Source organism: Amphritea atlantica, assembly GCF_024347255.1.
GTDB lineage: Bacteria > Pseudomonadota > Gammaproteobacteria > Pseudomonadales > Balneatricaceae > Amphritea > Amphritea atlantica.
The window spans coordinates 935,231-948,626 of the sequence record NZ_AP025284.1 but is presented as its reverse complement, the minus strand read 5'-3'; the positions used below and the strand labels follow the sequence as shown (position 1 = coordinate 948,626).

Annotated in this window: 11 protein-coding genes; 10 read left to right on the top strand and 1 reads right to left on the bottom strand. The window is 52.9% G+C overall.

Going from position 1 to position 13,396, the window contains the following annotated elements; all coding sequences use genetic code 11:
* Positions 1–2 precede the first annotated feature (2 nt).
* The 9 genes from accB (at position 3) to OCU43_RS04230 (ending at position 10,445) form a co-directional block, all read left to right on the top strand.
* Entirely contained in the window at positions 3–455 is a 453-nt protein-coding gene (gene accB / locus OCU43_RS04270; RefSeq protein WP_091359954.1) for an acetyl-CoA carboxylase biotin carboxyl carrier protein, read from the top strand.
* Between the two features lie 25 nt (positions 456–480).
* On the top strand, positions 481–1,824 hold the full coding sequence (gene accC, locus OCU43_RS04265) for an acetyl-CoA carboxylase biotin carboxylase subunit (protein WP_091359956.1): 1,344 nt from the start codon (positions 481–483) through the stop codon (positions 1,822–1,824).
* A 102-nt stretch (positions 1,825–1,926) separates the two neighbouring features.
* Positions 1,927–2,820: a 50S ribosomal protein L11 methyltransferase gene (gene prmA, locus OCU43_RS04260; protein ID WP_091359957.1), complete on the top strand. Its 894-nt coding sequence runs from the start codon at positions 1,927–1,929 to the stop codon at positions 2,818–2,820.
* A 12-nt stretch (positions 2,821–2,832) separates the two neighbouring features.
* A complete protein-coding gene (locus OCU43_RS04255; RefSeq protein ID WP_091359959.1) occupies positions 2,833–4,326 on the top strand; it encodes a DUF3426 domain-containing protein in 1,494 nt (497 codons plus the stop codon).
* Between the two features lie 233 nt (positions 4,327–4,559).
* Positions 4,560–5,564, top strand: a complete 1,005-nt coding sequence (dusB, locus tag OCU43_RS04250; RefSeq protein WP_217647451.1) for a tRNA dihydrouridine synthase DusB — start codon at positions 4,560–4,562, stop codon at positions 5,562–5,564.
* A gap of 22 nt (positions 5,565–5,586) precedes the next feature.
* A complete protein-coding gene (gene fis / locus OCU43_RS04245; RefSeq protein ID WP_091359963.1) occupies positions 5,587–5,877 on the top strand; it encodes a DNA-binding transcriptional regulator Fis in 291 nt (96 codons plus the stop codon).
* 38 nt (positions 5,878–5,915) lie between these two features.
* A complete protein-coding gene (purH, locus tag OCU43_RS04240) occupies positions 5,916–7,499 on the top strand; it encodes a bifunctional phosphoribosylaminoimidazolecarboxamide formyltransferase/IMP cyclohydrolase (RefSeq protein ID WP_091359965.1) in 1,584 nt (527 codons plus the stop codon).
* A 72-nt stretch (positions 7,500–7,571) separates the two neighbouring features.
* Positions 7,572–8,855 (top strand): phosphoribosylamine--glycine ligase, encoded by a 1,284-nt coding sequence (purD, locus tag OCU43_RS04235; RefSeq protein WP_091359967.1) that lies wholly within the window; start codon positions 7,572–7,574, stop codon positions 8,853–8,855.
* Between the two features lie 150 nt (positions 8,856–9,005).
* Complete coding sequence (locus tag OCU43_RS04230; protein ID WP_091359968.1) at positions 9,006–10,445, top strand: L,D-transpeptidase Cds6 family protein; 1,440 nt, start codon at positions 9,006–9,008, stop codon at positions 10,443–10,445.
* Between the two features lie 103 nt (positions 10,446–10,548).
* Here the strand turns inward: OCU43_RS04230 and OCU43_RS04225 are convergent, their stop codons facing one another.
* Positions 10,549–11,721: a L,D-transpeptidase family protein gene (locus tag OCU43_RS04225; protein WP_245756601.1), complete on the bottom strand. Its 1,173-nt coding sequence runs from the start codon at positions 11,719–11,721 to the stop codon at positions 10,549–10,551.
* 628 nt (positions 11,722–12,349) lie between these two features.
* Here OCU43_RS04225 and OCU43_RS04220 point away from each other — a divergent pair.
* Complete coding sequence (locus OCU43_RS04220; RefSeq protein WP_091359972.1) at positions 12,350–13,396, top strand: Leu/Phe/Val dehydrogenase; 1,047 nt, start codon at positions 12,350–12,352, stop codon at positions 13,394–13,396.

The window sequence follows — 13,396 nt, the reverse complement described above, 5'->3', positions numbered from 1 at the left end:
GTATGGATATTCGCAAAGTAAAAAAACTGATTGAGCTGCTGGAAGAATCAAACATCAACGAGATTGAGATTCATGAAGGTGAAGAATCCGTTCGCATCAGCCGCGGCTCAACCGTTGTTGCTGCACCTGCACCTGTTGCAGCTGCTCCAGCACCGGTTGCAGCTCCAGTCGCTGCGCCCGCGCCTGCCGCTGCACCAGCTGAAGCGGCACCAGCACACAACGGTCACGCGGTTTTGTCTCCGATGGTCGGTACCTTCTACCGCGCTCCATCGCCAAGCTCAGCCTCTTTTGTAGAAGTAGGCCAGAGCGTTAAAGAGGGCGACCCAATCTGCATCGTAGAGGCGATGAAGATGATGAATCAGATCGAAGCAGACAAATCCGGTGTGGTCGAAGCGATATTGGTAGAAGACGGCCAGCCAGTTGAGTTTGATCAGCCACTGGTAATCATCGTTTAAGCTATCAACCAGACAGGTTTACAACATGCTAGAAAAAGTTGTTATTGCCAACCGGGGCGAAATCGCACTGCGAATTCTCCGGGCGTGTAAGGAACTGGGCATCAAAACGGTTGCGATTCACTCCACTGCGGACCGCGATCTGATGCATGTTCGCCTTGCTGACGAAGCCGTATGTATCGGACCACCTCCCTCTGCGCAAAGCTATCTGAACATCCCTGCTATCATCGCCGCTGCAGAAGTCACCGACGCTATGGGTATCCACCCTGGCTATGGATTCCTCGCTGAGAATGCTGATTTTGCAGAACGGGTGGAGAAGAGCGGCTTTGCCTTTATCGGCCCGAAAGCGGAAACCATCCGCATCATGGGTGATAAAGTAGCTGCTATCGAAGCGATGCAGAAAGCGGGCGTGCCAACCGTGCCCGGGTCTGATGGTGAACTGCCGGAAGATGGCGACACCATTTTAGAGATCGCCCGCAGAATCGGTTATCCGGTCATTATTAAAGCAGCGGCCGGCGGCGGTGGTCGCGGTATGCGTGTTGTCCACAGCGAAGCCAGCCTGCTGAACGCAGTGTATGTCACCAAATCAGAAGCCAAAGCGGCGTTTGGTGATGAAACCGTCTACATGGAGAAGTTTCTTGAAAACCCACGCCATGTTGAGGTTCAGGTTTTGTCTGATGGCCAGGGCAATGCGATCCATCTGTACGACCGTGACTGTTCAATGCAGCGTCGCCACCAGAAGGTTGTTGAGGAGGCGCCTGCGCCACACATCGACCCTGATGCACGGGCTAAGGTGCTGAAAAGCTGCGTGGATGCCTGTATTGCGATTAACTATCGCGGTGCCGGAACCTTCGAGTTCCTCTACGAAGATGGTCATTTCTACTTTATCGAGATGAACACCCGGGTTCAGGTTGAACACCCGGTGTCGGAGATGGTTACCGGTATAGATATTGTCAAAGAGCAGCTGCGTATCGCTTCGGGTATGCCTCTGTCCTTTAAACAGGAAGATGTAAAACTGCTGGGCCACTCCATTGAGTGCCGGATCAACGCTGAAGATCCGAAAACCTTTATGCCATGCCCCGGTACTGTTAACCACTTCCATGCACCAGGCGGCATCGGTGTACGGGTTGATTCTCACCTGTACAACGGTTACTCGGTTCCTCCACACTATGACTCGCTGATCGCTAAGCTGATCACCTATGGCGAGGATCGGGCCACCGCGCTGCGCAGAATGGAGATCGCTCTGGATGAGATGGTGATCGAGGGGATCCGCTGCAACATCCCACTGCATCAGACTATCGTCCGCGATTCCAACTTTGCCAAAGGTGGCGTTAACATCCACTATCTGGAAAAGAAGCTGGGTCTGGACTGATCAGCCTGCTGCCTCAGAAAAAAGCCTCCCTTGGGAGGCTTTTTTTCGCTTGCTCCTCTTGCTATAAAGACTATATACACCAAAGGTTATAAGGAAAACGTCATGCCCTGGTTACAGATCAAACTGGATGTCCTGCCTGATAATGCTGAGCAGTATGAAGATCTGCTACTCGCTGCGGGCTGCGCCGCAGTAACTCTGCAGGACCGGGAAGATACGCCAATCTTTGAACCCGATCTGGGAACCACACCACTGTGGAGTAACACCATTCTGACCGGGCTGTTTTCTGCCGACCATGATCTGGATGCCACCCAGGCATTTCTGCATGAATCCCATGCACAGCTCTTCCCCAATACCCCTTTCCCTAAGATGAAAACTGAGATTCTGGAAGATAAGGACTGGGAACGTGAGTGGATGGATAACTACCATCCAATGAAATTCGGCAGCCGCTTGTGGGTCTGCCCCAGCTGGAAAGCGGTGCCCGATCCGGATGCGGTCAACCTGATGCTGGACCCCGGTCTGGCCTTTGGTACCGGCACCCACCCAACCACGGCCCTGTGCCTGGAGTTTTTAGACTCCCTTGATCTCGACGGCAAACAGGTCATCGATTATGGCTGCGGCTCAGGCATTCTGGGGATAGCAGCTCTGTTGTTAGGCGCCACTCATGTGACTGCGGTGGATATCGATCCGCAGGCGCTGGATGCCAGCCTTGATAATCTGCAACGCAATCAGTTGCCCAAAGAGCGGCTGCAGGTTTATCTCCCGGAGAGAGCACCGCAGGAACAGGCCGACCTGGTGGTTGCCAATATCCTTGCCGGCCCCCTGGTACAGCTGGCCCCGACACTGTCAGCGCTATGCAAAACCGGCGGACAGTTGGTTCTGTCCGGTTTACTGGCAGATCAGGAAGCGGAACTACGGCAAGCTTATAGCCCCCAGTTTGAGCTGGATACGGTGACAGAACAAGAGGGCTGGATTCGCATCACCGGCATAAAACGATAACCGGTTATTGATATGGGCCGCAACATCATCACCGAATGCCCTGCCTGTCACACACGCTTTCAGGTAACCCAGGGGCAGCTGAATATTGCCAGCGGTAAGGTGCGTTGCGGTGCATGTCTTGAAGTGTTCAATGCTGAAGTCTATCGCTGTGATGACCTTGATGATCCGCTGGAGTCGATGATTCGGCCACCAGAGGCACCAGCTATCTCAGATCAGAGCCATAAAGACCCGCTGTTTGATTCGATCGAGATCCCCCCATTCAGCCCACCAGCCTCCCCCCACGAAGGTATCGATAAACGTTACGCCCCTGCGGACCACCTGCCGGAAAGTGTTATTGAACCGCCTGCGGACGCCCCCCAGGTTCAACAACTACCGGAACAACTGCCCGGTTTAGCCACCCGTCAACAGAGCGAACGGCTTCAGAGTGAAGCTGATACAGGGCTACCCCTCACTGAAGAGGATCTTCTCTATCAGGCTGACCCTCTGTTAGCAGAACCCCAAACAACTGAGGAAATCAGCGAGACTGACACAGCACCGCCAGCTGAAGCGCCTCAGGAACAACCCCCTTTACCGGCTGCAGAGCCAGCCGATCTGGACCAACCAGTGAGCGAACTGCTACACCCTGTCGGACAAGCTCAAAACCCGCAGCAGTTCGATCTGATTGACACTGACAGGTTGCAGTCTTCAGAGACTGGCTCGGGGAATAATGAAAGCCCAGCGGCGGCCCCCGAAGCCACACCGGAGATAGCTCCTGACATAGCTCCTGAAACAGAGCCTGACATAGCTCCTGAAACAGAACCTGCAACTGTGCTGGAAGCCAAGCCCGGCTATACTCTTTCCCCGGACAGCGAAGACACCCCCAGGACTGATAGCCCTCAAAGCGACAATAACCCGGCCCCCGAACCTCCCGCCACGGAGCAAGAGACATCATCCCCGGCTAAGGAACCACAACAGCCAGCGGTTACCAGCTTTCGCGCCGAACCGGTGATGATCAGAACCACAATAGAAGAACCCAGCTCGCGCCCACTGGGCTGGGCCATACTGTCACTACTAGCTATCATGCTACTGGCAGGCCAGTATCTCTGGTTTAATCGCCAGCAGCTGAACAGCGATCCCCGTTTACACCCAGTCTACGCCCTGGCATGCGAATATATCCCCTGCCAGCTGAACGCCCCCATCATGCTTGATCAGATCAGCACCAGAAAACTGATCATCGTGGAACATCCCGACTATCAGGGTGTGTTAAGCGTGAATCTGCTGCTGGAAAACCATGCCGGGTTCGCCCAGCCCTACCCGGCCATTCTGTTAGCGTTCTCCGACAGACTGGGCAAGCTGATCAGTGAACGACTGTTTCAGCCAAGCGATTACCTGCAGCCGGATAACCTGGATGAGATGCCCGCTCAACAGACTGTCGAGATACATTTCGACATTCTCGACCCCGGCCGTCGGGCGCTCAGCTATGAAGCCTCTCTAAAGGCTCCCACGCCACCAGAAAAGCAGAAATAACAGGCCTCAGGGCTCCATCACTCTGCCCCTGCAGGAACTTTGCAGCCGATGAAGTGCAAAGATTCTGATCATTTTGTAACAGATTTTGCAACAACAATATGATCAAAAAAGCATCAAAAAGTCCTTGGCCCTCATCGTCTGAAAGAGTATTATTGTCCGCCTTCCAAGCAGCAGTACAGCGGCTGTCATTTTGATAGCCACGGACAGCTATTACTCTAAATTCGGGGTTGGCCATGTTTCAAATCGGACAGCACACCATTGACAGCCAGGTTATTCTGGCACCGATGGCCGGTGTAACCGACCTGCCATTTCGCCGGTTGTGCAAACGACTGGGAGCAGGGATGGTGGTGTCTGAGATGGTCACCGCAGATACCCGACTGTGGCACACCCGAAAATCCAGCTATCGATTAAAGAAAGACCAGAATGACAGTCTCAATGTTGTCCAGATCGCCGGCGGTGATCCTGAGATGATGGCCGAGGCTGCACGGGTCAATGCCATGAATGGCGCCCATATTATTGATATTAATATGGGTTGTCCGGCAAAAAAGGTCTGTAATAAGGCGGCTGGGTCTGCACTGCTGAAAGATGAGCAACTGGTCAGGGATATTCTTCAGGCGACGGTGGCAGCCGTTGAGCTTCCAGTGACCCTGAAGATCCGGACCGGCTGGGATAGCCAAAACCGCAATGGTGAAACCATTGCGCGCATTGCAGAAGATGCGGGAATTCAAGCCCTTGCTGTCCATGGCCGTACCCGGGCCTGCGGCTACAAAGGTGATGCCGAGTACGATACCATCGCCCGGATTCGCCAGGCGATCAATATCCCCCTGTTCGCCAACGGCGATATCAACTCTGCCGGGAAAGCCCGTCAGGTGCTCGATTATACCGGTGCTGATGCTGTTATGCTGGGACGGCCTGCTCAGGGAAATCCATGGATTTTTCGTGAGATAAGTCATTACCTTACGACCGGCAAAGTGCTACCCTGCCCGACCGCTGAAGAGGTTCGGGACACCCTTTTGGAACATCTGCAAGCGCTGTATCTTTTTTATGGGAACTATGCCGGGATACGAATTGCCCGCAAACATGTCGGCTGGTACCTGAAAAACAGACAGGGTTCAGAACGATTCAAAAACTCAGACATGTTCAGAAATGAGTTTAATCAAATAGAAGAAACCGAACTTCAGCTTAGTGCAATCCGGACATTTTTCACCGCGCCGGACAGGGCAGAGGCTGCTGCCTGAATATCGGTTCATTTTTAGGTTAATGCAAGTGGATAACAAAACAGTGAATACACAAGTAACACAATTAGAAAACATCGATGTGCAGGAACGCACTCTGCGTGACAGTGTACAACTCTCTATGAATAACTACTTTCGTCAGCTTGACGGACAGCCGGTAACCGACGTCTACCAGATGGTTTTGGCAGAGATTGAAGCACCACTGTTTGAAGCTGTTATGGCTTACACCCGGGACAATCAGACCAAAGCCTCTGAGCTTCTGGGTCTCAACCGGGGCACCCTGCGCAAAAAGCTGAAACAATACGGCTTGCTATAACCGATTATTTTTTTAACTTAAATTCAGAAGACTAAACCATGGCAGAGCAGAAAATCACTCCGGTCCGTCGCGCCCTGATCAGCGTGTCTGATAAAACCGGTATCGTTGAATTCGCCCAGGCACTGAGCCAGCGCGGTGTTGAAATCCTTTCCACCGGTGGCACATACAAGCTGCTGAAAGAAAACGATATTCCGGCTATTGAAGTATCTGACTACACCGGTTTTCCGGAAATGATGGATGGTCGTGTTAAGACCCTGCACCCGAAAGTACATGGGGGTATTCTCGGCCGTCGTGGTATTGATGATGCCATCATGAACGAGCACGGTATCACCCCGATCGATATGGTAGTGGTTAACCTCTATCCGTTCGAACAGACCATCGCCCGTCCGGACTGCGACCTGCCTATGGCCATTGAGAACATCGACATCGGTGGCCCGACCATGGTTCGCTCAGCGGCGAAAAACCATAAAGATGTCGCCATCGTTGTGGCTGCTGACAACTATGACCGGATCATCGCTGAACTGGATGAGAGTCTTGGGCTGACCCATGCTACCCGCTTTGATCTGGCGGTTCAGGCGTTCGAACACACCGCCGCGTATGACGGTATGATCGCTAACTACCTTGGCGCCATCACCGATGGCAGTGAGGATGAACCTGCAGACTTCCCCCGCACCTTTAACACTCAGTTTGTTAAGGCGCAGGAGATGCGTTACGGCGAGAACCCACACCAGAAGGCCGCCTTCTACATTGAGGCCAACCCTTCTGAAGCCAGTGTTTCCACTGCCCGTCAGCTGCAGGGCAAAGCCCTGTCATTCAATAATGTCGCTGATACGGATGCCGCTCTGGAGTGCGTCAAGCCATTCCATGAGCCCGCCTGTGTTATCGTTAAGCACGCTAACCCATGTGGCGTGGCAATCGGCCAGAACATTCTGGAAGCCTACAACAAAGCGTTCCAGACCGACCCGACATCTGCCTTTGGCGGTATCATCGCCTTCAACCGTGAGCTGGATGCCGACACCGCACAGGCGATTGTTGAACGACAGTTTGTCGAAGTCATTATCGCACCAACAGTCACTCAGGAAGCCTCTGATATTGTTGCTGCCAAGCCCAATGTACGCCTGCTGGCATGCGGCGAATGGTCTGCTGAACGTTCAAAGCGTTTCGACTACAAACGTGTCAACGGCGGTTTGCTGGTTCAGGACCAGGATCTCGGTATGGTAGATGTCAGCGAACTCAAAGTAGTGACCGAACTGCAACCTTCTGAGCAGGAGATCCGCGATCTGTTGTTCTGCTGGGAAGTGGCCAAGTTTGTTAAGTCCAACGCCATTGTCTATGCCAGAGATGGTCAGACCATCGGTATTGGCGCCGGTCAGATGAGCCGTGTATACAGCGCCCGTATCGCCGGCATCAAAGCCGCCGACGAAGGACTGGAAGTGAAAGGCTCAGTCATGGCATCAGATGCTTTCTTCCCCTTCCGTGATGGTATAGATGCCGCCGCCGCTGCAGGTATCAAAGCGATCATTCAGCCGGGTGGCTCAATGCGCGATCAGGAAGTGATCGATGCCGCCAACGAGCACGGCATGGCGATGGTCTTCACCGGCATGCGCCACTTCCGCCACTAAGAGTATCAACAGTACAAGAGCCAGTCTGACTGGCTCTTCTGTTATTACAAGATTCAGAATTAAGGTAAAGATATGAACGTATTAGTGATTGGCTCTGGTGGCCGCGAACACGCACTGGCGTGGCAGGCAGCCAAAGACAGCAGGGTAAACAAAGTCTTTGTTGCACCGGGTAACGCCGGTACCGCTATCGAGCCTAAGCTGGAAAACGTTGCCATCGATGTGATGGATCAGGATGCCCTGGTTGCATTCGCCAAAGCAAACAACATCGCCCTGACGATCATCGGACCTGAAGCGCCATTGGTTGAAGGGATTGTTGACCGTTTCACCCGCGAAGGTCTGCGCTGCTTTGGTCCATCAAAAGGCGCCGCTCAACTGGAAGGGTCCAAAGCGTTCACTAAAGATTTTCTTGAGCGTCAGCAAATCCCTACCGCTGAGTACCAGAACTTTACCGAGATTGAACCGGCACTGGCTTATCTGCGTGAAAAAGGCGCCCCTATCGTTGTCAAAGCTGACGGCCTGGCGGCGGGCAAAGGTGTTATCGTCGCAATGACCCTGCAGGAAGCTGAAGATGCCGTGCAGGATATGCTGGCGGGTAATGCCTTTGGTGAAGCGGGCCACAGAGTGGTCATCGAGGAGTTTCTCGATGGCGAAGAAGCCAGTTTTATCGTTATGGTTGACGGCACCAACGTACTGCCAATGGCAACCAGCCAGGATCATAAACGGGCAGGCAACGGCGATACCGGACTGAACACCGGCGGAATGGGCGCTTACTCTCCCGCTCCGGTTGTCACACCTGAGATCGATCAGCGCATTATGGATGAGGTGATTCTGCCCACCGTTAAGGGGATGGCAGAGGAAGGCAATACCTATGTTGGTTTCCTCTACGCCGGTCTGATGATTATGTCTGACGGCACGCCGAAAGTGATCGAATACAACTGCCGTTTCGGTGATCCGGAAACCCAGCCGATCATGTTGCGACTGAAATCCAGCATTGTTGAACTGTGCGATGCCGCACTGGATGGCAAACTGGATCAGACTACTGCAGAGTGGGACCCACGCTGTGCAGTCGGCGTTGTTCTGGCGGCAGGTGGCTATCCCGGTGATTACGCCAAAGGCGACGTGATCACCCTGCCACAACAGGTCGCCGAAGGCACTAAGGTGTTCCACGCAGGTACTGCAACAAAAGATAATCAGATAGTCACCAGCGGTGGCCGGGTGCTCTGTGCTACCGCTATGGGCAACAGTGTCACTGAAGCACAGCAGCGAGCCTACGAACTGGTTAAACAGATCGACTGGAACGGTGTCTACTACCGTGATGATATTGCTTTCCGGGCAATCGCACGGGAACAGCAGTAAATACTCAGGTCAGGATAAAAGCAGTCGCCCACAGTGACTGCTTTTATCTGAGAGCTGTGACCTGCACAGGCTTTTTGGTAACCTTTTTCCAGTTATAATCATCAGCCACGCGCCATAACCGTGCCTGATTAATCCAAACGGAAACGCCCGATGACAAAGAACGGTATCACTCCAATACGTTCAGTTAAAAACCACAAACTGACCCTGATTCTGGCCATAGGGCTAATCACCGGTTCGGTTACAGCTGCCGCCGCCGGACAGTCGGACAGTTATTGTCAGAGCGCTGGAGAACAGAACGGCTATGACTGTGCCAAAGCCCAGAGCTTTCAGGCCAAACAGTCCGATATTGATGCCAAACTGAAAGAACTGAATCGCTGGATGACGGATGAACAACAGGCCCAGGGCAAGACACTGGTGACCCCCGATCAGCCGGAATCAGACAAGCTTCGTGAAAAAATACGCTTCAATGCCCAGCTGTTGGCCGGTGAACTGAAACAGGCGAAAAAGCTTCAGAGCAAAGGAGATCTGGAAGGTGCTTTTGACCGGGTAAATGACTATCTGGTGACAAACCCTAAAGATCCTAACGGCTGGCTGCTCTATGGTATCTCGCTGATCAATCAAAATAAGCTGAATGAGGCGGCGGATATTTTCAGCAAACTGATCCGCCTCTATCCTGACTCGCCTGAGCCCTATAACAACCTGGCGGTAGTCTATGCCCGCAAAGGTGACAATGAAAAGGCGGTCGATGTGCTGCTGCAGGCATTTGAAACCCATCCAAGCTATGCTCAGGTGCAGAGCAACCTGAAAGCGGTATACGCAGCTCTCGCCACCCAGGCCTACAACCGGGCACTGGATCTGGACACCAGCCACAAGGCGCCACGGGCCAACCTGGGGGTTCTGGATCAGGTTTACCAGCCAGCCTCTTCGACACTGCTGGCGTCAGCACCGGCACAGCAAAGCGTTGCAGCTGCATCAGAAGCAACGGCTAAACCGGCTGCATCTGTGTCACAGCCAGCCGCTCAGGTAGTCGCTAGTGCACAACCCAAAACAGGGCTGGTTATTGAGGAGCGGGATAAATCGGAAGGGATCGTTCCAGCCCAGCAAGCCGCAGAGCCCGACACAGCTGGCGACAAGAACGGGCAAACTGGCCAGGAAAAACAAACCGCTACCGGACTGGCTAGCACCGTGGATACTGCTGAACAGGGGACTGTCGCAGATAACACCAGCATTCCGGCAAAACTCAGCACACCGCTGAAGGCTGAAATTCAGCAGATGATCAGCAACTGGGCGGCCTCCTGGGCGGCACAGGATGTCCAGGCGTATCTGGATTTCTACACCGCTGAGTATACTCCTGAGGCGGGTATCAGCCACAAGCAGTGGGTATGGGGACGCAAACAGCGCCTCACTGCCCCCTCGTTCATTAAAGTCGATATCTCCGATATCTCAGTGGCAGAAGCCGGTAACGGCACAATACGTTCTGTATTCCGCCAGAAGTACCAGTCCGATACCTATCAGGATGAGGTTTATAAGACTCTGACCCTGACCCAGGAAAACGGTCACTGGAAGATCGCCACAGAATCGACCCTGTAGCGCTGATAATAAAATAGCTCTGATAAAGAGTTCTGAATCAGAGTTCTGATAAAAAAACCGCCGGATGGCGGTTTTTTTATATCAATTCATAACGTCTGTCAGCCTATGGCTTACCCTTTTGCGGCTCACCCTCGTAGGCGATATGCCAACGCCCCTCTTCATTAATCCAGTATTGACGTTTAACACTACGGTTACTGTAGTTATCACTCTTGTAGTTCTGGGTGAAGGTGGCAATAAACATATCCGGATTATCAGGATGCTGATAGATACTCAGGTTTTCGATGTCCACATTAATAAATGACTTACTGCTATTAACCCGCCGTTTGTGTTCAGCAAACCCCTTAAAACCAACGTCGCCATTATTAAACTGCTTAGAATAATGACTCAGATAGATGTCGGTATTACGGCTTTCCCAGTCTTTACGCCAGCCATCAACCACCTGAGCAAAAGCCTTCTGCTTCTGCTTCCAGCTAGCCTGATCAAGCCACTCAAAGCTGGTGCCGATCAGCACCGGGGTTTCAGCCAGGTCAACGATACTGTCGAGCTCGGTAAAGTGGTTATTACTCAGAGAAAGACAACCTTCGCTGGCCTGTGGTGGACGGCTAAACGTATCCTTAGGGGAACCATGCACCCAGATACCACTACCCGTATGACCAAGGCGCTGATCCCAGGCGTTCGGATAGTTGATCGGTAAGGCACCGGAACCATAGCGGGGAGGCAACTGCTCATCGGTCAGGCGTCCGGTTGTAAAATAGACACCTAAGGGCGTTTTCAGATCACCCCGGGCACGTTTATCAACCCCGCCACGACCATAGGAAACATAGTAATCCCTGATCAGCTGTGGCACTCCATCATGGTTTTCAAACAGGTATAACCGGGACAGCCCGGTGTCCACTACAATGACATGCTTCTGGTCGGGAGACATCTGTAACAGACTGCCGGGAATAGTGCCCGGCTGCGGTTTATAACGGTCCACGCTCATCCGCGCCCGGGCCTCGGATATCAGCCCTTGTAACGCCTTCGGGTCGGTCTGACCATTATTGCCGATGGCACTGATAGTGCCTACCTGAGCCGCCATCAGATCGGCATAGATTAACTGCGCCAGTTTGAAATCGGGTTGTTCTTTTATCAGTGCCCGCAGCTTAGTCATGGCACCATTCATCTGATTCTGCTGCAGATCGCCCAGACTGGCGAGCAGCAGTGATTCCTGATCCAGATTTAAATCACTCTCCTGTGCCTGAAGATTAAACGGCAGCAATACGCACAAAGAGATCAATAGCGCTCTCTTACACGGCTTTACTACAGTCAGATCGGGGAGGCTTTTCATAACTCTGGCAACTAACCTTAAACTACGACAGATTCAGAACGTTAGCCGAATTATACCGATAAAGCTGGTTTTTGCAGCTGTATTCTTGCAGCGGCGGCCTATTTCGGGTGGTTTATCGCTGATTCATGTCAGAGTTTCTGCTCTTTTGTTGAATATAGCCCTGTTTTTTACCATTATTCCTCGACGTTAGTCGCAATTCATCACACGTATTCACCTGAGTAGCAACATTTCGGGCTAATTCAAGAACAAAAAAAATTTAAAAATATTTTTGCCGCCTTCATTTTTCTCTCCGGCATGGACCGAGCACCGCAGACCCCTTGCTGTTATTGCAGTTAATGCACTGCAGCAAACACTTCAACCTCGTCCGCCGTTACCTGAAAATAGTTTTGCCGCAACCTTGCGAGCTGAACTTTCCGCCAAGCTGTGCTATCCAAAAGACAGAGCTGAATAAGGCTTAACCGAATTGCGGTACGATCCAAAAGGTCGGCAGCAATCCAGAGCGGAAGTGCAACAACAAGCCTTCCCATACAGATTTTCAGGCAGTTCCAGGTTTGAAACGCGTACGGAGGATCCCGTCATGTTTAGACAGATGGAAAGCGCCGGTTTACAGGATCTCCACTTCTGGCAGGATCCAGATACCGGTTTGCAGGCGATTATCGCCATCCACGATACTTTCCGCGGCCCGGCTATTGGCGGTTGCCGCTTCATTAACTATCCGGACAGTGCAGCCGCGATCACCGATGCCATCAGGCTGGCCAGGGGGATGAGCTATAAAGCAGCGCTGGCAGGTCTGCCCCATGGCGGCGGCAAATCAGTCATCATTAAGCCCGCTGGGCTCTATGACCGCAACCAGTTGATGCAGAGCTTTGGTCATTTTGTCGATAGCTTAGGCGGCCGCTATATCACGGCAATGGATAGCGGCACCCAGATCAGTGATATGGACAACATCGCCCTCAACACCCGCTTTGTTACCTGTACCCGGGATATGGGAGATCCCTCCCCTTCTACCGCGCAAGGGGTTTTTGCCGGCATCCGGGCCAGTGTTCAGTTTCGTTTTGGCACCCATGACCTGCACAATGTTCATATCGCTATTCAGGGGCTTGGCCATGTCGGTTATGCCCTGGCAAAACTGCTGCACCACGCCGGAGCCCGGTTAACCGTTACCGATATCGATGCGCAGAAAGTTGCCAGAGCTACGGCTGAGTTTAATGCCACGGCGGTCGAAGCGGATGCGATCTACGATACTGCCGCCGATATTTTCTGCCCCTGTGGCCTGGGGGCCATTATCAACGCCGATACAGTCAAGCGTCTTAATTGTGCCATTGTCGCCGGTTCGGCGAATAATCAGCTGGCTGATGATGGTCAGGGAGACAGCCTTGCCCGGCGGGGCATTCTTTATGCTCCGGACTACCTGATCAATGCCGGCGGACTGATCTTCGTTGCCCTGCAGCACGCCCGCCACCATGAACAGGCGATCCGGCTGAAAGTTGAGTCCATCTATGATGCCCTGCTGGAGCTTTATAAACACGCTGAAGCAGACCACCGCCCCACCAACTATATTGCCGACCTCAGAGCCGAAGCGATTATCCGTCAGGCCAGCATGGCAACTCATCAGGCTGCATAA